The organism is Paenibacillus sp. P32E (assembly GCF_001909085.1).
GTDB classification, from domain to species: domain Bacteria; phylum Bacillota; class Bacilli; order Paenibacillales; family Paenibacillaceae; genus Paenibacillus_AQ; species Paenibacillus_AQ helianthi.
This window is the reverse complement of sequence record NZ_LVYY01000077.1, coordinates 65,426-91,132: the sequence shown is the minus strand read 5'-3', so window position 1 is coordinate 91,132 and position 25,707 is coordinate 65,426. Positions and strand designations below refer to the sequence as shown.

Annotated in this window: 21 protein-coding genes; 8 read left to right on the top strand and 13 right to left on the bottom strand. The window is 46.7% G+C overall.

Annotated elements, in window-relative coordinates:
- Positions 1 to 58: 58 nt before the first annotated feature.
- Entirely contained in the window at positions 59 to 280 is a 222-nt protein-coding gene (locus A3848_RS30435) for a hypothetical protein (RefSeq protein ID WP_074088768.1), read from the bottom strand.
- 510 nt (positions 281 to 790) lie between these two features.
- On the opposite strand from A3848_RS30435, the gene A3848_RS30425 reads away from it, so the two are divergent.
- Both A3848_RS30425 and A3848_RS30420 read left to right on the top strand, forming a co-directional pair.
- The gene (locus A3848_RS30425) at positions 791 to 2,125 is read left to right on the top strand and encodes a putative DNA modification/repair radical SAM protein (RefSeq protein WP_256702604.1); all 1,335 of its coding nucleotides are present in this window, start codon (positions 791 to 793) and stop codon (positions 2,123 to 2,125) included.
- Entirely contained in the window at positions 2,125 to 2,958 is an 834-nt protein-coding gene (locus A3848_RS30420) for a TIGR03915 family putative DNA repair protein (protein ID WP_074088765.1), read from the top strand. Before A3848_RS30425 ends, A3848_RS30420 begins: the two co-directional genes overlap by 1 nt.
- Positions 2,959 to 3,266: 308 nt before the next feature.
- Here A3848_RS30420 and A3848_RS30415 read toward each other — a convergent pair whose 3' ends face one another.
- The 5 genes from A3848_RS30415 to A3848_RS30390 all read right to left on the bottom strand — a co-directional run bounded on the left by A3848_RS30415 (position 3,267) and on the right by A3848_RS30390 (position 8,734).
- Positions 3,267 to 5,651, bottom strand: coding sequence for a phosphoketolase family protein (locus tag A3848_RS30415; RefSeq protein ID WP_074088764.1), 2,385 nt, complete (start codon positions 5,649 to 5,651; stop codon positions 3,267 to 3,269).
- Positions 5,652 to 5,917: 266 nt separating this feature from the next.
- Positions 5,918 to 6,640, bottom strand: coding sequence for a GntR family transcriptional regulator (locus A3848_RS30410; protein WP_074088763.1), 723 nt, complete (start codon positions 6,638 to 6,640; stop codon positions 5,918 to 5,920).
- 490 nt (positions 6,641 to 7,130) lie between these two features.
- Entirely contained in the window at positions 7,131 to 7,892 is a 762-nt protein-coding gene (locus A3848_RS30400) for an SDR family oxidoreductase (RefSeq protein ID WP_074088761.1), read from the bottom strand.
- Positions 7,893 to 7,907: 15 nt separating this feature from the next.
- Positions 7,908 to 8,282 carry a MerR family transcriptional regulator gene (locus A3848_RS30395; RefSeq protein ID WP_074088760.1) on the bottom strand — a complete coding sequence of 125 codons (375 nt, stop codon included), beginning with the start codon at positions 8,280 to 8,282 and terminating at the stop codon, positions 7,908 to 7,910.
- 182 nt (positions 8,283 to 8,464) lie between these two features.
- Positions 8,465 to 8,734: a DUF6809 family protein gene (locus A3848_RS30390; RefSeq protein WP_074088759.1), complete on the bottom strand. Its 270-nt coding sequence runs from the start codon at positions 8,732 to 8,734 to the stop codon at positions 8,465 to 8,467.
- A gap of 303 nt (positions 8,735 to 9,037) precedes the next feature.
- On the opposite strand from A3848_RS30390, the gene A3848_RS30385 reads away from it, so the two are divergent.
- The 3 genes from A3848_RS30385 to A3848_RS30375 all read left to right on the top strand — a co-directional run bounded on the left by A3848_RS30385 (position 9,038) and on the right by A3848_RS30375 (position 12,049).
- Positions 9,038 to 10,189, top strand: a complete 1,152-nt coding sequence (locus tag A3848_RS30385; RefSeq protein ID WP_074088758.1) for a glycosyltransferase family 2 protein — start codon at positions 9,038 to 9,040, stop codon at positions 10,187 to 10,189.
- A 328-nt stretch (positions 10,190 to 10,517) separates the two neighbouring features.
- Positions 10,518 to 11,102, top strand: coding sequence for an RNA polymerase sigma factor (locus tag A3848_RS30380; protein ID WP_074088757.1), 585 nt, complete (start codon positions 10,518 to 10,520; stop codon positions 11,100 to 11,102).
- Complete coding sequence (locus tag A3848_RS30375) at positions 11,063 to 12,049, top strand: hypothetical protein (RefSeq protein WP_074088756.1); 987 nt, start codon at positions 11,063 to 11,065, stop codon at positions 12,047 to 12,049. The genes A3848_RS30380 and A3848_RS30375 overlap by 40 nt, the downstream gene beginning before the upstream one ends.
- Before the next feature lie 115 nt (positions 12,050 to 12,164).
- On the opposite strand, the gene pflB is transcribed toward A3848_RS30375, so the two are convergent.
- Positions 12,165 to 14,393 carry a formate C-acetyltransferase gene (gene pflB / locus A3848_RS30370; RefSeq protein ID WP_074088755.1) on the bottom strand — a complete coding sequence of 743 codons (2,229 nt, stop codon included), beginning with the start codon at positions 14,391 to 14,393 and terminating at the stop codon, positions 12,165 to 12,167.
- 219 nt (positions 14,394 to 14,612) lie between these two features.
- Here pflB and adhE point away from each other — a divergent pair, with 219 nt between their 5' ends.
- Positions 14,613 to 17,240 (top strand): bifunctional acetaldehyde-CoA/alcohol dehydrogenase, encoded by a 2,628-nt coding sequence (gene adhE / locus A3848_RS30365; protein WP_074088754.1) that lies wholly within the window; start codon positions 14,613 to 14,615, stop codon positions 17,238 to 17,240.
- 126 nt (positions 17,241 to 17,366) lie between these two features.
- On the opposite strand, the gene A3848_RS30360 is transcribed toward adhE, so the two are convergent.
- Entirely contained in the window at positions 17,367 to 19,166 is a 1,800-nt protein-coding gene (locus A3848_RS30360) for a helix-turn-helix transcriptional regulator (RefSeq protein WP_074088753.1), read from the bottom strand.
- Positions 19,167 to 19,284: 118 nt separating this feature from the next.
- Positions 19,285 to 19,863, bottom strand: a complete 579-nt coding sequence (locus A3848_RS30355) for a sensor domain-containing protein (RefSeq protein ID WP_074088752.1) — start codon at positions 19,861 to 19,863, stop codon at positions 19,285 to 19,287.
- Between the two features lie 356 nt (positions 19,864 to 20,219).
- Between A3848_RS30355 and A3848_RS30350 the strand changes: the two genes are divergently transcribed.
- Positions 20,220 to 21,581 (top strand): erythromycin esterase family protein, encoded by a 1,362-nt coding sequence (locus tag A3848_RS30350; protein WP_074088751.1) that lies wholly within the window; start codon positions 20,220 to 20,222, stop codon positions 21,579 to 21,581.
- 120 nt (positions 21,582 to 21,701) lie between these two features.
- On the opposite strand, the gene A3848_RS30345 is transcribed toward A3848_RS30350, so the two are convergent.
- The 4 genes from A3848_RS30345 to A3848_RS30330 form a co-directional block, all read right to left on the bottom strand.
- The gene (locus tag A3848_RS30345) at positions 21,702 to 22,445 is read right to left on the bottom strand and encodes a MerR family transcriptional regulator (RefSeq protein WP_074088881.1); all 744 of its coding nucleotides are present in this window, start codon (positions 22,443 to 22,445) and stop codon (positions 21,702 to 21,704) included.
- A gap of 11 nt (positions 22,446 to 22,456) precedes the next feature.
- Positions 22,457 to 23,191 carry an ABC transporter permease gene (locus A3848_RS30340; RefSeq protein WP_074088750.1) on the bottom strand — a complete coding sequence of 245 codons (735 nt, stop codon included), beginning with the start codon at positions 23,189 to 23,191 and terminating at the stop codon, positions 22,457 to 22,459.
- Positions 23,188 to 23,907, bottom strand: a complete 720-nt coding sequence (locus tag A3848_RS30335) for an ABC transporter ATP-binding protein (RefSeq protein WP_074088749.1) — start codon at positions 23,905 to 23,907, stop codon at positions 23,188 to 23,190. Before A3848_RS30335 ends, A3848_RS30340 begins: the two co-directional genes overlap by 4 nt.
- 101 nt (positions 23,908 to 24,008) lie before the next feature.
- On the bottom strand, positions 24,009 to 24,362 hold the full coding sequence (locus A3848_RS30330; RefSeq protein ID WP_074088748.1) for a nitrous oxide-stimulated promoter family protein: 354 nt from the start codon (positions 24,360 to 24,362) through the stop codon (positions 24,009 to 24,011).
- Between the two features lie 291 nt (positions 24,363 to 24,653).
- On the opposite strand from A3848_RS30330, the gene A3848_RS30325 reads away from it, so the two are divergent.
- Positions 24,654 to 25,547 (top strand): GNAT family N-acetyltransferase, encoded by an 894-nt coding sequence (locus A3848_RS30325; protein WP_074088747.1) that lies wholly within the window; start codon positions 24,654 to 24,656, stop codon positions 25,545 to 25,547.
- Positions 25,548 to 25,707 lie beyond the last annotated feature (160 nt).

The window sequence follows — 25,707 nt, the reverse complement described above, 5'->3', positions numbered from 1 at the left end:
TGCGCATACATTTTCGCCCGGAGAGCACTGCCAGACGGCAACTGCTCCCTACTAATTCTTATCCATTCTTTCTTTTCAAACATTCCAGAAGCTCAACCTTCATACTCTGTATAGCATCTTCTTTGGGCATCCGCAACACACGGGTTAACCGGACCATATCTTTTTCAAAAAATTTCAATAACGCCAGTGTAGCCGATTCATCATTATCCTTCTGAAGACGTTCAAGCAACCCTAAGAATTCATCTTCCGACTTAATTCCTGAATCATTTTCTTCCTCCATTTGTTCACCGCCTGTTGAGATATATTCAATTGCCGGGCGACCTCAGCTTCTGTTTGATCTCCTAGATAGATTGCGCAAATGACCTTCTTTCCCACTTCTGACGTTAGTCCATCTAAATAGTGCTGCACCAATAACCTGTTATCAGCTTGTTCGGAAAATGATGGAGTACGGGGCTCCGGGCTGGATGCGAGAGGGACTTCACGCTTAAAATCCCTCTTGGCACGATACTGCATACGCCAAGCAATCCGGTAGAGCTCATGACGATAGTATTCGATTGCACTCACTTTTAATGCCTCCCTTGTATTTCTATATACCTATAATGTAGGGAGTTATTAATTTCCATTCTACAACCAATATAGGAACTTATGTTCCTATTATTATATACATAAGGCAATCTTTTGTACATTGCTAGTCAAAATCCCAGTCCAATGAAGTACTGCGCCCGTCAGATTTTGACAGGAACGTGTGTTCGGTATATAATTTCCTGTATAGGAGGGATTCTGTGTGGATATGATGGAAAAACTTGAAATTTTAACAGCTTCGGCCAAATATGATGTGGCCTGCACCTCCAGCGGCTCCGATCGTAAAGGCCAGCCCGGTGGCATGGGTAATGCCGTCAGCATGGGCATCTGCCACAGCTTCGCAGCAGATGGCCGCTGCATTTCACTGCTTAAGGTGCTGATGACCAACGGGTGCGTATACGACTGCGCGTACTGTGTGAACCGTAAATCTAACGCCACACCCCGGGCTGCACTCTCGCCGGAGGAGCTCGCAGACCTGACCATGCAGTTCTACCGCCGTAATTACATAGAAGGCTTATTTCTCAGCTCCGGCATTATGCGGAGTCCCGATTATACAACCGAGCAAATGATTGCTGCTCTTGATCTGTTAAGGAACACCTACCAGTTCAGAGGATATATCCATGTAAAAGCCATTCCCGGCGCAGACGAGGTGCTGCTGTCCAGACTTGGTCTGCTGGCCGACCGCATGAGCGTCAATATCGAGCTTCCTTCTCAAGAAAGCCTGGGCCTGCTGGCTCCCGACAAGAGCAAGGCCTCCATTCTGAAGCCTATGTCCCTGATCAAAGAAAAGATTAACGAGAACCGCTCGGATCTCGTCAAATATAACCATGCTCCCCGCTTTGCTCCCGCCGGACAGAGCACCCAGATGATTATCGGAGCTACGCCCGATACTGATTTCCGTATTCTGACCCTCACCGAAGGGTTGTACCGGAAATACGGGCTGAAACGCGTTTTTTTCTCTGCCTATACCCCCGTAGTGGAACATTCACTCCTGCCGGCTCTAGATACCAAACCGCCGCTGCTGCGGGAGCACCGCCTCTACCAGGCCGACTGGCTGCTGCGTTTCTACGGCTTTCAGGCCCATGAATTGCTGGATGACGCGGTACCCAACTTCAATCCGCTGCTGGATCCGAAATGCAGCTGGGCAGTGAATCACCGGGAGGAGTTCCCGGTTGAAATCAACCGTGCACCGTATGAGCAGCTGCTGCGGGTGCCGGGGATCGGGGTAAGGAGTGCTCAGCGGATTGTTAAGGCACGACGGGCCGGAACCCTGGACTTTGCCGCCCTGAAGAAGCTTGGTGTGGTTCTTAAACGCGCACAATTTTTCATAACCTGTAAGGGAAAAATGCTGGAGGGGTTAAAGGTGGGCGAGCATACCCTGCTCCGCTCACTCATGTCCGGGCAGGAGCTTGCCAGGATCGAGCCGCCGCAGTACGAGCAGCTCACTCTGTTCGACGATTCCTATCTGGCAGCCTTGCCGGCAGCGGGAGCGGCAGTCCCGACAGCAGGTTCGGCTGCGCTGAAGGGAGGCGAATGGCCCTGATGTTTAAGGCAGCTGCTTTGGCCTATACCTACGACGGCAGCTTTGAAGGCCTGCTGTGCTGTGTGTTCGAGAGCTATCAATGGAAGGAAACCCCGCTTACCATACATTCAGACGAAGAAGAACAAGGCCTCCTGCTGGAATCGAAATGGATTGATACAGACATCAGCAGAGCTGAACGGGTACTGAAGTCAATCCCGCTACGCATCTGCACCGAGGCAGAGGAGTGGGTTCGTCTTGGATTCTGGTCATGCGCCCCGGACAAGGAGATGCTGCTGCTGAATTTTCTGTACCTGGGCTTCACTCATGGCCGCAAGGTAATGGACATGCTTGCCGATGATACGGTGAACGCCCTGCAGAAGGCGGTTCAGCAGCTCCAGCGGGAAGCTCACCTGTATTTGGGGTTTGTGCGCTTTTCCGTATATGGTCCGGTTATGGCAGCGGTCATTGAGCCCAAAGGCTTCGTGCTGCCCGTTATTCAGGATCATTTCTGTGACCGGTTCCACGGAGAGAGCTTCATGATCTACGACAAAACCCACCGCACGGCCCTTATCCACCAGCCTGGACAGCAAGCCATTATTCCACTCGATGAATGGGTACCGCCTGCACCGGATGCAGCTGAGGAAGAATACCGCCGCCTCTGGCAAGGATTCTACAACGCTATCGGCATCCGTGAGCGCAAGAACGACCGCCTGCGCTCCTCGCTGATGCCCAAGCGGTACTGGAAGCACCTCACGGAGATGAATGGCGGCAGCACCGGCATGGCCGAGAGCAAACCGAAGCTTGAAGAGGGCTCACCCCTATTGGAACATGCAAAGTCGAAATTCAAAAGCTGATTCTGAACAGCGGAGATCAATTTCATCTCCGCCTCCGATAGCTCGAAAATGATGATATCCAGATTCTCCTTTTGATGCCCGATAGAACTCGCTCTGGGGATGGGAATCGCGTCAAGCTGGATATCGCAATATGATCTGTGTAGGTGTTTTACCATGTGCTGCAGCAATGCTTCCCATCTGTTCATTCTTCAGCATGACGCTTGCAAAATAATTGCGCAGATCCATTCTGTTTATAGAGCGCGCAAAAGGGATGCCCCTTAGCCATTTTCATGACCTTCAAGACATCCCCTATACTAGTACTTATGCTATTAGTTCAAAGCCTTCCATACCCAGTTCTCTACTTCCGGCAGGTCGATACCTTCTTCACGGATATATTGGTTATGCTTCTTGACCATAGCATCCATTTCGTCCGCGATAGCCTGATATTTACCAGCATCCGGCAAGCTCAGTACAGCTTCCTTCGTCAGGTCGAACCGGTCCATCTGATTCAGTACGCGCATATCAAATGGTGTGGTAATGTCGCCGTTCTCCCGGTAACCATGTACATGCAGGTTATGGTTGTGGCGGTCGAAGAACAGATCTTTGATCAGACCTTCATAGCCATGGAATGCGAAAATGACCGGTTTGTCTTTTGTGAAAAATTGATCAAACTCAGCGTCAGATAAACCACGAGGGTCCAGCTTCTGGCTTCTCAGCTTCAACAGATCCACCACGTTGATATAGCGGATTTTCAGATCAGGCAATTTCTCATGCAGGATGGAGATAGCGGCCAAGCTCTCCATAGTAGGCTCTGTACCGGACGAAGCAATAACCACATCTGGCTCTCCACCCTTGTCCGTGCTTGCCCAGTCAATGATCTTGAGTCCTTTATCCACCAATTCCTGCGCTTCATCAGCCGAGAACCATTGCGGACGCGGATGTTTGGACGACACAATCAGGTTGATCTTCTGACGGTCATTCAAGATGGTGTCAAAAACAGCCAGCAAGGAGTTGGCATCAGCCGGCAAATATTCACGGATAAATTCCGGTTTCTTGTCTGCCAAGTGGCCGAGCAATCCTGGATCCTGGTGAGTGTAGCCATTATGGTCCTGCTGGAACACTGTTGAGGTTGCAATGACATTCAAGGACGGAATATCTGTACGCCAGCTTTGATCTGTCGCTTTGCGCAGCCATTTGAAGTGCTGGGTGATCATCGAGTCGACTACACGCAGGAAAGCTTCATAGCTTGCGAAGAATCCGTGACGTCCAGTTAGTACGTAACCTTCGAGGAATCCTTCTGCCTGATGCTCGGACAATTGCGAATCGATTACACGGCCATATGGCGCCAGGAATTCATCTTGCGGTTCTTTAATGGAATCCATCCATTGGCGTTTGGTCACTTCGAATACAGGACCCAGGCGGTTCGACATGGTTTCATCCGGTCCAAAAATTCTGAAGTTGCGGTTCTCTTCATTGAGTGTAACCACTTCCTTCAGATATTTGCCCAATACGGCCATATCTTGTGCAATCACTTGACCCGGAACGGAATTATCCAGCGCATAGTTGCGGAAATTCGGCTTGTGCAGGTCTTTGATCAGTTTGCCGGCGTTAGTGACAGGGTTCATCCCCATACGTCTGTCGCCAGTAGGCAGGATTTCAGCGAGATCCGCATTCAAACGGCCATTCTCGTCGAACAATTCTTCAGGTCTATAGCTGTTCAGCCATTCAAGCAATGCCGGAGCGTGCTTCATGTTCTTTTGATCCACTGGAATTGGAACCTGGTGGGCACGGAAAGAGCCTTCGTTCGGCACTTTATCCCATTCTTTAGGACCAGTCCAGCCTTTAGGCGTACGGAACACAAGCATCGGCCATACAGGACGGGTGGTGTCATTGTTCTCACGCGCATTCTTTTGAATCGCTTCAATCTTCTCAATAATAGTATCCAGAACCTTCGCCATTTCCGGATGCATCAGATCTGGATTTTCACCTTCTACAAAGAACGGTTCCCAGCCCATACCTGCAAAATAATTGGTTAACTCCTCTTTGGACATACGGGACAGAATGGTCGGGTTGCTGATCTTGAAGCCGTTCAAATGTAGAATTGGCAGGACCGCACCATCTGTAATCGGATTGATGAACCGGTTGGAGAGCCAGGAAGCAGCCAGTGGTCCGGTTTCAGCCTCACCATCGCCTACAACCACTGCAGAGATCAGATCCGGGTAATCCAGAATGGCACCCACGCTGTGGGACAGGGAGTAACCAAGTTCTCCGCCTTCGTGAATCGATCCTGGAGTTTCCGGAGCCGCATGTGAAGCCACACCGCCAGGGAAAGAGAACTGTTTGAACAATTTTTTGAGGCCAGGAATATCCTGTGTAATTTCCGGGTAGATCTCTGTGTAGCTTCCATCCAGATAAGAGTTGGATACCATAACCTGGCCGCCATGGCCTGGACCTTCAACATAGAACATATTCAAATCATATTTGGTAATGACACGGTTCAGATGCGCATAAATAAAGTTCTGGCCGGGGATCGTCCCCCAGTGACCGATAGGCTTAACTTTGACATCCGCGTCCTTCAAAGGTTCTCTTAACAACGGATTATCCTTCAAATAGAGCTGTCCTACCGATATATAGTTGGTTGCACGCCAGTAGGCATCGAGCTTTGATAAGTACGTTTTAGATGAATAATCCACGGGTAAAGTTGACAATCCCATTTCAATCCACTCCCATTTCTTTTTTCTTTTTCCTGAACATAATCATTTCTACAATTACATCATACCGCCGCGTTTATAAAATTCAATCATTTTAACAATTGATACGGTCCAATTTTGTGAAATTTTGAACATAGTATGAATAACGGAGCAAATCGCTTACAAAAAAATCTTTATTTTTATAAATATGTAACTATATGTATCATTATATGCATGCCTGAAAACACAAAAAAGACCAGGGAATATTCCCCGGCCTGATCATAAGAAAGTTATTGTACAGATACGAACGTGTTGAATTTTAGATATTTGTAGTGGAAGCGCATATGAGAGAACTCAAAGGGAGTGCCATTATCCAGGAAGAAAATCCCTTCCATAATCCCTACTGGCTCATTCTCCTGGAGATGGAGCAGTTCTTGATCATTAGCGCCCGAAGGCTCAGCAAAAATAGACAAAAACGACTTGGTTACCGCGAGGTTCCGCGACTCCTCCAGATAATGAAAGATCGATCCTTCGATAATCGTCTGGTCCAGATTCTGGACAATTTTGATCGGAATGTAGCCCGTCTCAATCATGAACGGCTCGTCATCGAATAAGCGCAGGCGCACGATTTTGTATACAAAATCATGAGGCTGCAGGAACAAATCCCGCTGCAGCTCTTCCGTAGGCCGGATCACCTCGAAATCCAGTACTTTTACCTTAGGCTTTTTGCCATGCATCTGAAAGTTGTCGGTGACCCCCAGATTGGAGCCCTCGTAATTAAAGATCGATTCATTTTTTATGTATAACGGGTTGATAAAGGTGCCTGAACCCCGTTTTTTGAAAATAATTCCCGAGTTCTCCATCTTCATCAGTGCGCGTTTGATGGAACTGCGGCTTACCTGGTAGGTTTCGCTAAGACTGCGCTCATCCGGTAGTCTCATATCGGCAAACTGTCCTGCAAAAATCTTCATTTTGAGGTCGTCAATAATTTGCTTATAGACAAATTGGGTCATGGGGTACTCCTTCTTCAGAACTGTAAAGAGCTAAATTTTCAATATTAAATATAACATAATTGTGAGAGGGATTATACAAAGTATTGTGGATAGGGGCAGGCAGCATATTTTGCAGCATAAATAAGATAAACCCGCTCAATGAGCGGGTTTCAAATGTGGATTCAGGGAGCCGGACCCCTCTTCTAAGAAAATGGCATATAGCATGTCTTGCTGGCCGAGTCCAAGGCTAAAAATCCATCCAGAAAAATTGAGACACTGCAAGTATAAGCCCAATTACATTTACGACGATGAAAAACCACTTTTTAGCCCTGCGGCTCGCGGAGTACCCCTCTACAAACAAAGTCCAAACCAAAATCCCGTTCAACACGACCATAATAATGAGAGCCAACCACCAATTCGCCGCCACTTGATCTCGTCCTCTCCTGACTTTACTTTCCAATTATCTTTTAAATTACTGAATGACCTCTTTTTTGTCAAGCCTTTTGCATAGCTATTCGATCATGCTTTTTGTGGCCTGATACATATTTGCTGTGTACTCATCCACTTCATCCCGGGACATGCGCAACCGGTCCACAGAAGTCCCGTATCCGATTTCCTGTTTCCCCTCTTCCAAGCCTTTAAAGATTCCGTCTGTAAAAGCACCCAAGGGTTCTCCATGTATATGCAGTCCTGCACCGCCCAGTTCCGTATTCACTGCCGGAGGAGCCACCTCAATGACTTCAACAGACGTATCGGACAGCTGATGTCTCAGGCTCATCGTAAACGAATGAAGCGCCGCTTTGGTTGCAGAATAGATGGGAGCGATGGCAAACGGCGTAAAGGCCAGCCCGGAGGTCACATTAATGATCGCGCCCTTTTCTTTTCCTGCAAAAAATGGAGCAAACAGCATAGAGAGGTGGAACGCCGCTTCCATATTTGTTGTGATCTCCTGATTGAAGTAACTCCAGTTGTGTTTGGCATCCGCTTGCAGTACATTGAACCGTTGTTGAGTCCCTGCATTGTTCACGAGCACATTGACTTCCGGATAGTTTCCGCTGACCCAATCAAACAAGGCTATGCGCTCGGACTCCACATTCAAGTCACATACACGGGTAATCAGGCCTGGGAGTTGTTCTTGCGCATTTCGAAGTGCATCTTCACGCCGCCCACAGACAATCACTTGATTCCCGGCCTGTATAAAACGCTCTGCAAAAGCCAGCCCGATCCCGGCACTTCCGCCAGTAATAAGTATGGTGTTTCCTGACAGCTTCATGAGTGTTCCTCTTTTCTATGATCTATTTTTCTGCAAACGCTCAGTATACCGGGTAATTTTCACATCAATACCCTGCAAAGCTTCTGTCATAGACGCAATCTCATCCAGCACCGCCTGCTTGTGCTTCGTCATCATCCCAAGCCGGAGCTCAGTGGTGCTCTCCCCTTCAATGACCCAAGCTATATATTTCCTGATATCGTGGATGGGCATGTGTGTCTGCTTCAAGCGAAGCACCGTTTCAAGCAGCGCCATCTGCATTTCCGAGAATAACCGCCTGCCGGCAGCATCCCGCTCCATCAAAGGCAACAAACCTTGCTTCTCATAATACCTTAACGTGGATTCCGGAATATGATAGGTGGCCGAAGCCTCACCAATCGAAACATACTTCATTTTGAAGGCCTCCAAATCTGATCTTTCCATGTCGACAGGATTAGCATACGATTTAAATCATGGTTTAAGTCAATAGGAAAATAAATTTGCAGACGAAAAAGACACCTTGATTGGTGTCTCGAGGTGAAAGTTTATGTAAGAAGGCTATCTCGGAAACCTTAAAGATCTGGGCTTCGCTACTCTTAGTCATCGACTAGAACTTCTATCATCATCGCCGCCCCGGTCTTGAAACCACAAATAAACGCAGCCGTCATCTCCATTCCCTGGGCCTGAGAATACAGCTCCAATAAAGACTCCAGTTCCTCAAACTCCCCTGCGGACAGCTTCTGCTTCCAAGCTTCCAGAGACTCGGTGATTTGCCTGTTGATAGGGCGATAATTGGGGTCTTTGGAGATAATGTCCTCGTTAGGGAATAAGCTACCGTGGTATAGGGACTCGAGGATCTTTGGCATGGGGGCCTCCTTTGAAAGATTTAATCCTCTGAGGATATGAACAAGCGTAGCATATTTGCTAATTATACGTGGTACGCTTAGGCGTAAAGATTAAATCGGAAAACTATTATTTTGTACGAAGTAGATAACCTAAACCATCGCAAGCCCCCTACGGGATCTTTGCAGCTTTTTATAAAATGGTACCCTTCCAAGCCTAATTCGAGCCATATAGGGCATCTGACTAGACCAGGCTAAAGTCCCTGAATATATTGTTATTATTTATCCGATTCGAGGGCTTTCACTAAATGGTGGGGGGAGATCACACTGAGTATCCGTTACAGCATCATCATTCCAACCTATAATCGACACCAGCAGTTGTTGCTCACACTCGCTTCATTTGAAACACAGACCTATCCGAAGCAGCATTTTGAAGTGATTGTGGCTGATGACGGCTCTACAGATGGAACGAGGGAAATGGTCGAAGGCTTCCAAGCTTCCTATCAGCTTAATTATGTATCCCATCCGGAACAACGCGGCCGATCTGCCATTAGAAATTTGGGGCTGCAGCATGCAAAAGGGCTATATATTATTTTCTGCGATGCTGACTTTTTGGTGTTGCCTGAATTCATCAGCACTGTGCGCCGCTATCACCGTAAATATCCCAAAGCCGTGCTTTCTGGTATCCCCCATTCGTGGGACGATGCTTATACCCATTACTACCCTGACTTTTCTCCGGAAGAAAAAGAACAGTTTCGCAATACAGTCTCACCATCCAGCTTATGGAATCCCGAATTTGAGATAGCAGCTGACATTATCCCGCTAATCACACCGGAAGATATCCTTCACCACACGGAGGCTTTGTCAAAAGTTGTTTTCACCACAAAGGTTCCACCCGATACGAGACAGCAATTTGCCAAAACGGATATAGCTCCCTGGATGTTGCTCGTCACTCGTTGCGTGGCCATACGGCGCAGCCAGTTGACTCGTATCGGAGGTTTTAATGAACAGTTTGTGCTCTATGGGCTTGAAGACTGGGACCTTGGCTATAGGCTGCATCGGTTGAAAATCCGTTTTCGCAGCATCAAGGAGGTTATTGGATATCACCAGGAGCACCCAACCCACTTGCGAGGAAATGTTTTTAATACGGATAATCTGAGGATCATGTATAAACAATACGGCTTCAATGACTCCTCTTTAAATTTATTCGCCCTCGTACCTCCATCTGAGGATTTAGAGAAATACAAAGAGACGCTGCGCATCTTACACAGAGGATTCCGCTCTAAGCTAACACGCTCCTCAGCAGTCATGTTGAGAAGAACACTACGGATTGCGGCAAAGAAATTCTATTATCAAAACAATCTCCTAAAGCGCCAAAGGTCATTACGCAGGATAGAAAAGAAAGCAAGAGGCCGAAAAAGCCAAGTCGCCCATGTTCTACGGGAAATGCTGGTAAAAACTCAAAAGCTGGGACAGTGACATTGGCTCTTTTTCAAGGTGCAAGTGGGACTTTTCGCAGCTCGCTTTGTTTGGTTGAATAAAAAAGACACCTTGCGGGGTGTCTTCATTTATTATCGGAAGGAGAGGTATAACAAGGCCACCTTGGAGCCAGTGAAACCAGAATCTGTTACACCGATAATACTGTTTCCGTCGATACAAATGTAAGTGAGCTGCTGTTCGTTGGGTTTAGCTACATAATATTGTGCAGAAAAATTATTTTATTTAAGAGGTTACGGCACTTTTTCAAAGGGCCGGGTGTTATAGAGATATACAGCTTGAGGAGGTGTTATCAACGTCGGATGATGTGATGGACTCCAGAGAATTGGAGCAGTTGATCCTCGGGATTCAGAGAGGGAATAGCGGACAGTATGCTCTCATTGTCAGAGCTTTTCAGCAGCCCATCTACGGCTATTGCTGTCGTCTGCTAGGGAACAGGCAGGATGCTGAGGATGCGGTCCAGGAAATACTGGTGAAGGCGTATCAGGCGATTCATCAGTACAAGCCTACTGTACAGTTCTCGGCTTGGCTGTATCGGATTGCCTATAATCATTGCCTGAATCTGCTGCGCAGGCGCAGGCTGCACCGTCAGGTGATGCAGATTTTTCGGCCGGAGACAGTTGTGGGGAGCCCCGAACAAGAGCTGGATGACCGGCTTTACAAACCCTCTTTGGCAGCGGCCTTGGCCAAGTTATCGCTGGAGGAACGTAATCTCTTGATTTTGCGGGTATTCGAGGAGAAGAGTTATGCGGCAATGAGTGAGATCCTGAAGATCAGCCCGAATGCGCTGAACAAAAGAATGAACCGCATCAAGCAGAAAGTGAAGCAGGTCATGGAATCGGAGGAGGAAAAGCTGTGGGACGAACCGCAATCAGCCATGAATACCAAGATATAATTAAAGCCTCAGCTGGTCAAAATCCGCTGGAGGCGATTGATGTAGAAACGCAAGTGATGGAACGGGTAGAGCGGCTTGGACTGGCACGCACTCACCCTGGCGCGTGGAAGGGAAAACTGCGCCAACCTACAGCATTGTTCAGTCTGCTTATGGTATTCCTGCTGCTCTCCGTGACAGCATATGCTGCTGCGGAATATATTCAGATCCGTAACAGCAGAGGCGAGGTGAAGGTGCAGTACATGGAGCCGGAGCCAGTGCAACAAACGGGCCATTTGGTGAATAACAAGCTTAGGCAGCAGATGGAGGCTAAAGCACTCGCTTTTGCTAAACCGGGTGAATTAATTGGTTACTATGTCAAAGAGGATGCGGCAAAAGAAGCGGCGGAAGCGTTGAAATTTGTGCATAAGGAACAGCGCCTAACCGCCTATGCGGATTTCTCCGCAGAGATTCGCCGAACCGGAGCACCTATGCTGCCGGAAGCGCCGGAGGGATACTCTTTTCAAAATGGTACCGTTGAACCCGACTTTCCGTATAATTCGCCTATGATGCAGCAGGAACTATACCTGGGAACGCTCAATGAGCTGCGCACTCAAGCGGAACAAGCGACCGGAGGGCAGCAATTGTTCATGAAATCCGTGCCGTGGACAAGTCCGATCTCGGTCAGTGCCTCGTATGCGAAAGACGGCGGGTTCCTGGGGATTTCCGCTCACATGATGCACGGCGGAGACATGAGGGTATGGCAGGGAGCGGAGGAGCAGGCGAACAAAATTACTGTAGCCGGAACAGACGTCATCGTCAATACCATGGGAATAGGGTCGGATAAGCAGCATAACTACCTGACCTGGTATAACGAAAAGTATGATGCATATTTTACGGTTACCAGTTACGGCGACAAAACCCTGAGCGAGGAAAAACTATTGAAGCTTGTGGCAGAGTTGTTGCAGTAAGCTGCTTTTGAGAAATCAGTTACCCACGTAAAAAGACACCCGGAGAGGTGTCTTTTGTTTACTTCATATGGAGCCAAGGCTTGGATCAGTAAATCGACGGGCCGCGCTTCCCCCGTTAGATTTTTTCGTGAAAGGTTCTGTTAATGACATCAAGCTGCTGCTCTCTCGTCAGTTTAATGAAATTAACCGCATAACCTGACACTCGTATCGTGAGCTGCGGATACTCCTCCGGATGCTCCATCGCATCAAGCAAGGTTTTGGTGTCAAACACATTTATATTGAGATGGTGGCCATCCTTGGCTGTATACCCGTCAAGCAGCGCGGTCAGATTATGGATTCGATCCTGTTCGTTCTTCCCAAGAGCACCCGGAATAATCGAGAATGTATTCGATATGCCATCCAAGGCGTACTCATACGGAAGCTTTGCTACAGAGTTTAATGATGCAATCGCACCTTTCTTGTCTCTGCCATGCATCGGATTCGCTCCCGGGGCGAATGGCTCGCCCTTCTTTCTCCCATCCGGGGTATTCCCGGTCAACTTCCCATATACGACATTGGAGGTAATCGTCAGTACAGACATCGTGGTTTTTGCCTGCCTGTATGTTGAGTGTTTCTTCAACTTGCGATAAAATCGCTTGACGAGGTCAATCGCGATCTCATCGGCACGGTTATCGTTATTGCCGTAAGCAGGATATTCCCCCTCAACGATATAGTCGACAGCAAGACCGTTCTCATCCCGAACCGGGCGAACGCCTGCATATTTTATGGCACTGAGCGAATCGGTGACGACCGACAGTCCTGCAATCCCTGTCGCCATTGTCCGCATTGTTTCCTGATCGTGAAGCGCCATCTCAATGCGTTCATAACAGTATTTATCGTGCATGTAGTGAATTACATTCAAGGTGTTGATATAGAGTTCTGCCAGCCATTCCATCGTATGGTCGAAAGCGGCCATCACTTCGTCAAAGTCCAGCTTGTCCGACAGAATCGGCCGCATGGGCGGGGCAATCTGCACCTTCATCTGCTCATCCATACCGCCGTTAATCGCATACAGCAGCGCTTTGGCCAGATTCGCCCGAGCGCCGAAATATTGCATTTGCTTCCCGATCCGCATAGCGGACACACAGCAGGCAATCCCGTAATCATCACCAAAATAAGTCCGCATTAAATCATCATTCTCATATTGAAGAGAGCTGGTCTGAATCGTCATGCGCGCACAATATTCCTTGAACTTCTGAGGGAGCCGGGTGGACCAGAGTATGGTCAAATTTGGTTCCGGCGATGGACCGAGCGTCTCAAGCGAATGCAGGAATCGAAAGGTGGTTTTTGTAACTAACGGGCGACCGTCCAGACCAATACCTCCAAGCGACTCGGTCACCCATGTCGGATCGCCGCTGAACAGTGAGTTATATTCAGGTGTCCTTGCAAATTTCACCATGCGCAGCTTCATGACAAAATGATCGACGAGCTCCTGTGCCTCTTGCTCCGTTAACTTCTCCTTCTTCAGGTCACGCTCTATATAAATGTCCAGAAAGGTGGAGGTGCGGCCAAGGCTCATAGCAGCCCCGTTCTGCTCCTTGATTGCGGCAAGATATCCGAAGTACAGCCATTGAAAAGCTTCCTGCGCGGTCTCCGCCGGTTTGGTAATATCGAATCCATAGCTGGCCGCCATCTGCTTCAGCTCTGAAAGGGCGCGAAGCTGCTCAGCGATTTCTTCACGTGCCCGAATTACATCTTCAGTCATCGTGTGTTCGTCGAAGAAGGAGAGCTCGTTTCTTTTGCTTTTAGCCAGAAAATCCGTACCGTATAAGGCTACGCGCCGGTAATCGCCGATAATTCGCCCCCGGCCATACGCATCCGGAAGCCCTGTAATAATGCCGGCTTTTCTGGCGAGACTCATGGCAGGCGAATAACCGTCAAATACACCTTGATTGTGAGTTTTCCGGTAAGTGGAGAAAATATGCTCGATTTCCGGGTCCAGCTCATAACCGTAGGATTCACAAGCATTTTTGGCCATTCGGATACCGCCGTAAGGCTGAAGAGCCCGCTTGAACGGTTTGTCCGTTTGAAGACCCACGATTACCTCAAGCTCCTTATTCAAATAACCGGGTTCATGCGAAGTTATGCTGGAAACCACCTCTGTATCCATATCCAGGACTCCGCCTTGGTCACGTTCTTGCTTGGCGAGCTCTATGAACTGCTCCCAGAGCTGTTGCGTGGCTTCCGTTATCCCCGCCAGAAAAGACGCATCCCCTTCATAGGGTTCGTAGTTGAGCTGGATGAACTGGCGGACATCGATTTCTTCCTGCCAATTTCCTGATTTAAAACCTTCCCATGCCTGCATCGTGATGCTTCCTCCTTTATTCCATTGTCATGGTTATGGACTGTGCTTAGTATGATCCATCTTGGTAAATATATAGAAGGTACATCAATGGGTAGTATGGGGGATATCGCCACTTTTCACACGGGTCTAAACGGTAGAGACTGGGAACGGGGATAATAACCCGAATGCAGGTAAAACTGTACTTGTTAAAAACGAGTACAATGTCAGGGAGGGAAAATGATGGCTGTTACAGAAAGCCAAGCAGGAGGCAACGAGAGCATCACCGATAAGAAGCTTACCGCACAGGATGAGGTCAACCGTCTGGTTACACGTGCCAGGGCTTCGCAAGAAGCATACCTGTCCATGAATCAAGAGCAGATTGACCGCATTGTGCAGGCCATGGCACTCGCAGGACTGGATAAGCATATGCTGCTCGCCAAGATGGCGGTTGAAGAAACTGGACGCGGCGTATACGAAGATAAAATCACGAAAAACCTTTTTGCATCAGAATACATTTATAACAGCATCAAAAATAACAAAACCGTCGGGATTATTGAAGAAAATCTTTATGAGAATTTCCAGCGGGTAGCCGAACCGGTTGGCATTATAGCTGGAGTAACGCCTGTTACGAATCCTACCTCTACGACAATCTTTAAAACACTGATCGCCACGAAGACGCGAAATCCCATCATTTTTGCTTTTCATCCTTCCGCGCAGAAATGCAGCAGCGAATCGGCAAAAACGCTGCTGGAGGCAGCCGTAGCAGAAGGAGCGCCGCCTCACTGTGTACAGTGGGTCGAGAATCCGTCGCTCGAAGCGACACAGCTGCTCATGAACCATCCAGATGTAGCCTTGGTCCTCGCCACGGGTGGTTCAGCCATGGTAAAGGCCGCCTATAGTACTGGTAAACCCGCACTAGGCGTCGGACCCGGAAATGTACCTTGTTTTATTGAGAAAACAGCCGACCTCCGACAAGCGGTCACCGATCTTATTCTTTCCAAAACATTCGATAACGGGATGATCTGTGCTTCTGAGCAAGCCCTCATCATTGAGGAACCGGTGTATGACCAGGTCCGCAAATTGATGACGGACAACGGCTGCTATTTTTTAGATCAAACGGAAACAGAAGCGGTCTCAGGTTTGGTAATCACCGGGGAGAAATGTGCGGTCAATGGCGCTATTGTCGGTCAGTCCGCTTACAAAATTGCCGAGATGGCCGGTATTCAAGTCCCTGAGCACACGAAAATTCTTATTGCCGAATTAGAGGGTGTGGGAACGGACTTCCCGTTATCCGCTGAGAAACTGAGCCCGGTTCTGGCCTGTTATAAGGTAACCTCTGCCGAACAAGGCATTGATCGTGCAGCGGAAATCGTCACTTTTGGCGGGCTGGGACACTCTTCTGTAATTCACTCTAAGGACAATAAGGTGATTGAGGCCTTCGCGGAACGGTTACAGACCGGACGTGTGATTGTCAATTCTCCTTCAACACAGGGGGCTATCGGCGATATTTACAACACCAATCTACCGTCACTCACCTTAGGCTGCGGATCTTACGGCAAAAACTCAACCACCTCCAATGTAACTGCAGTGAACCTGATCAATATCAAACGTGTCGCCTACCGGAGGGTAAATATGCAGTGGTTCAAAATTCCGCCTAGGATCTACTTTGAAAAAGGGTCCACACAGTATCTTGAGAAAATGCCTAACATCTCCAAGGTGCTTATTGTTACGGACGCCATGATGGTTAAGCTCGGATACGTGGAAAAAATCGAATATTACTTGCGAAAACGCACTAATCCTGTTTCGGTTGAAATATTCGCTGATGTCGAGCCTGATCCGTCTGTAGAAACAGTGGAACGCGGAACCCGCATGATGGAAAACTTCCAGCCCGACTGCATCATTGCACTGGGGGGCGGCTCGCCCATGGACGCGGCGAAGGCGATGTGGCTCTTTTACGAATACCCGGATACCAGCTTCCATTCGCTAAAACAGAAGTTTCTGGACATCCGTAAACGGGTCTACAAATATCCTCGATTAGGGGTCAAAGCCCAATTCGTTGCGATCCCGACAACCTCAGGAACCGGCTCGGAGGTAACTTCGTTTGCGGTAATCACAGATAAAAAAGATGGACATACTAAATATCCGCTTGCGGATTATGAACTGACGCCAGACGTGGCAATCATTGATCCGGAGCTTGTGTATTCCCTGCCAAAAGTAGCGGTCGCAGATACAGGAATGGACGTGCTGACGCATGCCATTGAAGCCTACGTTTCCGTCATGGCCAGTGACTATACCGATGGATTGGCACTGCACGCCATTAAGCTGGTATTCCAGTACCTGGAGAAATCCTTCCATACGGCGGACCCGCTTGCCCGTGAGAAAATGCATAATGCGTCAACGATCGCAGGCATGGCTTTTGCCAACGCCTTCCTTGGCATCAACCACAGCTTGGCGCATAAATGGGGCGGTGAATACCATACGGCGCACGGGCGGACGAACGCGATTCTGATGCCGCATGTTATCCGGTATAATGCCCAGAAGCCGTCAAAATTTGCATCATTTCCGAAATATAACTATTTCATCGCCGATGAACGATATGCAGAAATCGCCAGAATACTGGGAATGGACGCCCGCACCACGGAAGAGGGTGTGAACAGCTTGATTATGGCTATCCGCAAGCTGAACCAATCCCTTGGCATTCCTGAGAAATTCCAGGATCTCGGCTTCGCTCCATCCGATTTCGAATCCAAAGTCGACTATCTGGCCGACCGCGCCTTCGAGGACCAATGCACAACAGCCAATCCCCGCATGCCGCTTGTCAAAGAAATTGCCGACATTTACCGGAATGCATTCTACGGCAGATTTTAATACAATTGCTAAATAAGCCTCTCCTAAGAATGGTGGCACGAAACAACCACCAAAGGAGAGGCTTTTTGTATGAAAAGCAACTACCATCTCGCACTACAATCTGCTCAGAATCGGTTGACTGTTCTTTCAGTTTTGTCCTTCGATGATCCCGCTCTCCAATGCTTTCTGGACGGCTTCTTCCTTGTTGCTTACTCCTAGCTTAATATAGGCCGAGGAGGCGTAGTTTCTGACCGTGCCGTCTGACAAATACAGCTTGGACGCTATCGTCTTGTACCGGAGCCCTTTGGCAACAAGCTGCAATATTTCTATTTCCCTGTTAGTCAGATCATAGTCGTTGGTGGCTTTCAATGGCGTTGAGTCGACGCTCTTATCGAGCTTCTTGAATATTTCGTGGGACATTCCTCGATCGATTAATGTACCGCCTCTGTGAACAAGCCGTATGGTATCGGCCAGCTCTAACGGTTCGGCTGATTTTAGCAGGAAGCCGTCCGCACCACTGCGCAGTAAGTCCAACGCTTGCTCCGCATCCTGAAACGTCGTGATAATCAATACGCGAATATGCGGCCATTGCTGCTTAATCATTTTGGTTGCCTCGGCTCCATTCATGCGTGGCATATCCAAATCCATTAGCACTACGTGAGGCTGGAGGCGTCCGCACAGGTCGACGGCTTGTTCGCCATCCTCTGCCGAGCCGACTACCTTCAAGTCTTGGTACTTGTCGAGCAGCAACTGCAGACCTTCCCGAATAAAAGGTTGGTCGTCGACGATCATCAGCTGAATAAGGTCGTTCTCCATTTCCGCTTGTCGCGGCAACGTACAGGTGACAAGCGTACCGTCCCCTGGTTTCGTATAGACGAGCACTTGACCTTGCAAATTCATGGCCCGCTCCTTCATCGCGTTCATGCCGAAGCCCTCCTGCCATTCTTCCATCCCTCTTCCATTGTCGTGCACCTCCAATCTTGTATCTTGGTGCCCAAATTGCAAAGAAACGGTGATATCCGTCGCCTGACCGTGACGAACTGCATTCGTAAGCGACTCCTGCAAACAGCGAATGAACGCCATTTTCGCTTGTCGGGACAGTCGGGACTCCTCTCCGAACGCACGAAAGTTTACCTCGACCCGGGCATGCTCCTGAAATTCATCTCCAAGCTTTTGGAGAGACTGGACCAAGGAAAGCGACGGCTCTGAAGACTCCATTTGATGCAAGTAGCCCCTCACCTCCTCTATACTTTTGCGGCCCAACTCAAGCAAGGAATCCAGCCTCTGTATACCCTTTTCAGTAGCAAGCTCGGACCGGAACGCTTCCATTCCCATGATGATGGAAGTATATGCATGACCAACAGTATCGTGAAGCTCTCTCGACAGCCTGTTTCGTTCTTCTGCCAGCGTAATACGCTCGATTTGGGACATATATTGCTCAAGCACCGCGTTTTGCTTACGGATCGTTTCATTTTGCCGATGATTGACGGTCAATAAATGAAAAGCGAACCCCATCACATAAGCAAGTCCGTAGTAGATTACCATGATCCAATAGCTGTAATTTGGCGAAACAACATAAAAAATTCCGGGTATTACCAGGACCGTTGCAGGTGCCGTCCAATGATAGGACAGACGAGCGCTATTCGCTGCGATCAGAAAGACGGATACAAGAAATGAAGGGAAAGCTTCTGGAAACAACGAGGTTAAATGTACGCATAGCCCGCCAAAGAGCAGTATCTCTGTGAATAAATAATATTTGTAGTTAAGCTGCAAGCAAGCCCAGGGAATGAAGAAAGCGGCAATCTCCCAAAAAATAACGATCCCTAAAGGCAGTACTAGACCTTCCTGAAATCTGATCGTCGTAAGAATGAGCGAAACACTAGTAATAACGCGGAGCCCAAGCATAATCCAATCATACCAAAACCATTTTTTGATCATTTCCAGCAATTCCTTCAACCCCTAAGCAGCTATCTGTTTTTTTCCTATAGTATTATAACCCAAACCTTTGAACAGTGTGTAATTGGCTGTTTACGCTCCGTCACCTGCATAAAGGCCAAAAAAATAGTTATCGGTCAAGCTGTTGAATCATGGTGCGCGTATAGCCTCCGAATGTTTTCGCCAACCGTTCACTCAACTTGACGCTTATTGCGGCAAGCACCGCTCCCAGAACCATGATAAGGAGTGATTTCGCAAAAGTATCTACTTGCATGAAAATGACATTCATATCGATGTATCGATACAAAATTGGTGCCAGCAGGAATGCAACAGGTGTTAAATAGAGAACGGCTACGCTGACGAGACTGACAAGTCCGATCACCAACTTCTGCATTAACCAAAAGACGGCGAGCCAATTGCGACGATCCGTTAGTTCTAATTTGGCATGAACCCAAATCGATGCATCCGTTGTTATTTTTTTGTCGTAAGGTGCTGTCGTAATATCTGTATAAATTTTCGTCTGCGTGCGTTCGAATTGGATGAAGGTTGTCGTAGTTCGCAATACTCGTGTAAATAGTGGAATACCGATTCCTATAAGTGAAAGACCTAAACTGAACGACAGTGCTACCATATAAAAGCAAAAGTAAAACAAGCCTGTAACGAAAGTTAAACATAAAAAACAACCATTTTGGATGAAACCTGATTTCATAAGGTTCATCACTCCTCTCCGTGAAATTGCGGTATTGTATGGTTTGGCTTCTTCCGTCAACAACGGTTTTCTATAGGTGAATCAGCTCCTCTTTAACAAATAGGTTGGTGCGGTTGCTTACTGCCCGATACTAACCGCACAGCTGTCATCTCCGCCAGTGACAACATGTCATCATTTTCTTTGTGATATGTTGGCGCTGATCAATACGAGCGAGCATTGCATGTCACATGAAATAGTGAAGATTTGTAACTAGCTTAAATGATTGTGAGTGAATGACAATTGGGCTACTGAAGACGACCCCGTATGCTGGTATGCAGAAAGAGTCGTACTTCAAAAAAATCCAAGAGGTGAATACCATGAACAATAGAAGGAAAATGATTTACGGTGGAGTTGCTGTAATGCTAAGTGCAGCGACTCTAACTGCAGGCTGCAGTAATGGACCCGCTGAAAAGTCGGATCAAATAGGAACAACCCAAACCGTTGAGACCGCTCAAATATCTCAAAACAGTATTGCAAAATCACTTCAATTACAGGCGAAGCAACTGGAGACATCAGATCCAAAACAACCATTGGATGACTTAAAACCGCTAAAAGACATGATAGGGAAGGCAAATTATGTTGGTTTAGGGGAGGCTACTCACGGAAGCTCCGAGATTTTTATGATGAAGCATCGCCTCGTGAAGTATTTGGTCACTGAGCTAGGCTTTACGAATTTTGGGATTGAAGAGGATTGGGGCAACGGTTTGAAGTTGAACGAGTATATCCAAACGGGCAAAGGCAACCCTAGGGAGTTTTTGAAGCTGTTGTACCCAACGGATGAGATTGTCGCTATGGTAGAATGGATGCGGGAATACAACTCTGATCCTGCAAATAAAAAGAAAATTCAATTCATCGGACTCGACTTAAAAATGCTGGATCAAAGTGTCTTCGATCAAGTGACCAACTATGTAAAGGAGCATCATCCTGATTTGCTGCCCGAAGTCGAGCAAAGCTACAAAGAGTTGTCACCGGTGGCAGGTAATCTACAGGAATATATGAAGCTGACTACTGAAGTGAAAGAAAAGCATATGGTGAATGCGCAAAAAGTAGTCAAACTACTTGAAGACAAAACGAAGTCGAATAATGAGGCGGATTCACATGAGCTAGCTTGGGTGAAAGAGACGGCTAAGGTGATAGAGAATTTTACGAAGATGGTGATTCCGGCTGACTATCCGAGCATGGTGACGCTCCATGATCAGTTTCTAGCCGAGCACGCTGTTTGGGCTCAAGAAAAATTGGGCGGCAAAACGATGATTTGGGGGCACAATATTCACATCGCTAAAGGTGTTATCACTGAGAAGATGTATCCTAAAGTTGCCGGGGAGTTTCTGAAAGAACGTGTAGGCGATCAATATGTAGCCATTGGCTCCACCACCACGGAAGGCAAATTTACAGCATTTATATCACTCAGTGAAAATAAGATTGCGGCGGATACCATTCAGAAGAACGAGAAGAGCTCTAATCATATGCTTGGACAAGTTCATTACGATCAGTTCCTGTTAGATCTTCGCAAATTGAATGGAGCCGCGCAGCAATGGGTAAAAGAAAAGCAGCCATTCTTTGATGGCGGTGCACAGATCATTCCTAACGTACCGCAATATGATGATGATGTTTCCCTTCAAGAGCAATTCGACATTTTGGTTCATATTCAAAAAACGACCCCTTCGCATATCAAGTAATATGAAATAAAAAGACAATCCCTTAACTTGTTACCAGGATGGGGGATTGTTTACGTTTGGTTTGCCGTTCTCTTCGATTGTCTTGGGGGCGTGCATCTCGTGAGATTCATGATTACAATGTCATATCTCTACGTTCAGTTTTGCCCTTAGTATCAATATAAGCTCCTTTGCAGACTCAATGGCTTGTTCCAATGAATAGACTAATCGATCTGTCACTGAAATAATGTCTTCATGATCTTCTGGTGTGTCGAGCACTTTCTTAATATTAAGATTAGTCCACCTCATGTTCTCTGCTTGATTCATCAACCGAAGGATTGCACTTATCGAATAATGTGCCGTCCTTAAGGTCCGAATAATTTTCAATCGTTTTATTTCATTTTCTGTATATGCCCGGGAGCCATTGGAAAGTCTATGGACTGTTATCAATCCATTGCGTTCCCAATTTCGAATCATTTCAGTGGAGAGATCCAGAACCCGAGCAGTCTCTTTGCGTGTATAAGTGTGAGTAGGTGTAGACTTTATTCCACATATCCACTGCTCCGAAAGTTCAATAGCTTCTAGCGCCCGGTTATATTCCTTTTCTAGATGGGACAAATAGGCTTGTGCATGTTCTAGTGCTTGAGTAAAATCTGCTTTACCGCTAGCTTCAACTATGGCTCTAGCCTTTGCCCGAATGAGCCCTTGAACAATTTCACAACGAAAAGCGATTCTAGCTATTTTTAGTTGAAATAAATGCAAGTCGGAATACATGCGGTAGCCATTCACACCTCTCGGAACAGCAGAGATATATCCCCATTCTTCATAAATCCGTACAGTGTTGGGATGTACCCCGACAATTGCTGCAATTTCTTTGGTTTGGTACATCCCTCTCAACCCTACTTCCACTTAAAAAATTTGAATGACCCAACCAAGCTGATCACAGTAACAATGCCTAGAATCAAAAATGGCACTGTCATCCCCTCAGTTTCTCTACCTGTGCTTACCAGCTTTAATAAATGAATCCCATGTGACAGGGGTAATATATCCATTATCCATTGAACGAAGCGTGGCATCACTTCATATGGAATGGTCGCACCTGAGAACAATAACATCGTAAAGTACGCAATAGAACTCCACATATTAGCTGCTTTTTGATCAGGTACTACACTGCCAATTAAAGTGCCAATACTGTACATGGCTAAAATAACAAAGGCATATACGCTCAAAAATATAAGCCAGGAGCCTACTATCTGATAATCAAAAAATAAATAATATACGAGAGTAACACCCGTAAATGAAACAAGGGCAGAGGAAAGCTGAATGATACCTTGGGCGAATAAAATCTGTAAAGGAGATACCGGTGTCACTTGGAACCGTTTCAGAATCCCCCGATGCCGATAATCAGCAATGGTTAATGGTAGCCCCATTACGCCCGTTGCAAGCACACCAATAGTGATAACGGCTGCGTAAGATAATTCAAAATTAGATGAACCTGCCGATGCATCTTTACTAAGCACGTAACCAAACAAAGCCGCCAAAATGACCGGAAAGCATATACCGAAAATTAAAATATCAATGCCTTTCCATACCAGCTTACCTTCTATTTTTAAGAGCGTAAACATTGTACTCATCCCCAGTATTCCTCCTCACCGGCCAAAAATAAATATGCGTCTTCGAGCGTTGTTTTCCCGCTAACGACTAACGCTTCCTGAATAGTTCCATGAAAAACGGTTTGACCCTCCCGCAGAACTAATATCTCATCACATAATGCTTCAACCTCATCCATGTAATGAGATGTTAGTACAATCGCCAAACCATTTTCCTTCATTGTTGCGAGCTGCTTCCACAGCATACGACGTGCCTTTGTATCAAGCCCTGTTGTCAGTTCATCCAAAAACACCAGTTTCGGTTCTGGAATTAGGGCAAGGAGTACGGCCAGCCGCTGTCGCTCCCCACCAGAAAGTAATTTAACCAGTTGCTGTTCCTTATCTGCCAACCCAAAGGTTTGTAGTAAAGCAGGTAAGTCAGCCGTTGTTTTATAGAGTGATCGCCATTGTTCACATGCGTCGGAAACGGTTAGTTTATCTTGGAAATTGGTTTCTTGAAACTGCACCCCAACTTGTTCAAATATCTCCTTCCGATTGCGTATTGGTGACTTACCAATGATAACAAGCTCATCATAAGTGCTCTTTTCAATACCAAGCACTGCAGCAATGGTTGAAGATTTCCCTGCCCCGTTCGCACCTAGTAATCCAAAGGCTTGCCCCGGCTTTACTTCAAAGCTAATGAGATCGACAGCCTTTTTCTGACCGTATGTAACGGTTAAATTTCTAACCTGTAATACCATGTTCTAACCTCCTAAATAAGTCTTAGGACGTCAGTATAACAAATGGTCTATGGGGTGGTGTCTTACTGGAGGGTTTGAAACCAACCAACTTGCTAAGATAGCTATCGTGAAGTTGATTTTCTTAACTTATCCGGTATTGGGATATGCCTTATCGACTCTAACGGATGATACAGCAGCATCCATGGACCTGAAAAACGCATAACCTCCTTGATTTTTTGACGGTAAACCGGTGTATAACAATGAATAGAGCACTTCGCACAAGCCGTTTTCTCTTCACCAAATTTACAGTGGGATAGTCTTTTCATAGCATACTCATTTAAGTTCTGACATTCCTCACAAAGCTCTTTTTTATGATGTTTTTTCTTACAATATATACCGATCATTTTTGAAACAATAACTTTTTCTTTGCGGATTTTAGGGCCATCGTTCGACTGCTGCTCTGCTTCTGTTCTCATATAATGAAGCCTCCTTGACTTTTAATTGGGCTGCTCGGAATTTAGCAACTATACATAGTGAGTGGAACAGGCTCTCCACTTGGCCGTTATCTGCGATCAACCTCACTTGATTTATATGATCCTATTTTAGCAGAACGATTTATTCCTTACTTCCTATCCATAACAAACACACAATAACTATACTTAGATAAAAAATGGCTATCGTTCGTTCTTTACCTATCTCCATGCATTACCAAAATATATAATTAGATAAATAAGATGACTGAATTATAGTTAAAAAGGAGAACAATCATGGGGATAACTTTTCGAATATTAAAAGATGGAGACATCGAAAAAATAAGCCACTCACTTGGAAAAAGCAAATATGAGTTTAATAATATAGGAAAGGTAACCTGGGATTGTTTTTCAAAACATCCCTGTTTTAAAATGTTTCATCCAGAAAAGATCGGTATTTGGGAGGATGACGGTGAAATTGTGGGAAGAGTTTCGCTTGACAGTCCTTGGTATGGTGATGCAATCATATATGCTAACCCTGAATATGCCGGGCTTTGTCCGGACTTGCTTCAATATGCAGAAAGTACCTTTGCCGGTACAGATGATAACGGGAATAGGTATTTAAACATTGGTGCAAGTGAAGGAGGTGTACTGCAAGCTAGCCTTGAAGCCAAAGGGTACACCAAGGGAGACGAAGGCAGGACTCTGACATACTCTTTATCCGAACCAATACAAGATGTCCCTATTCCTGTGGGCTTTGAAATAAAGAGCCTTCAGGAAGTGTACAACTTCAAGAAACTGAATGATTTATTATGGAGAGCATTTAATTACGAAGGAGAACCACCTGCCTATGATGATGAGGTCTATTTGCCTATAAAACATGCATGGCTCGACTATAGACAAGAGATCTGCTCCGTGGCTGTAGCCCCAGATGGCAGCTATGCATCTTTTTGTGGAATGTGGTTGGATACGGATACAAAGGCAGCCTTTATTGAACCATTGGCGACAGCAGAAAAGTATAGACATCAGGGACTAGCCAAAGCATGTATCTATGAATCCATGAAGAAATGCAAAGAGCTTGGTGCTAATATCGTCTTTGTTGCCCCTGATGAAGAACCTTATCCTTGGTACAAAAGTATAGGGTTCAAGCAAACGTCGAAGAGTTATTGTTGGAGTAAGTCATGGAAGTAAATGTAATGCTAAGCAGCGAGCAAGTGAATACCGGTGTATCCCCGTAATTGAGCAAATGGAAAGCGATAAATATAAAACAGCAGTAGTCCAGGACTTTATTTCGTCCATGGCTGCTGCTGTTTATATTATCGGGTCAGTCTATTACTGATCTCGCGGATTC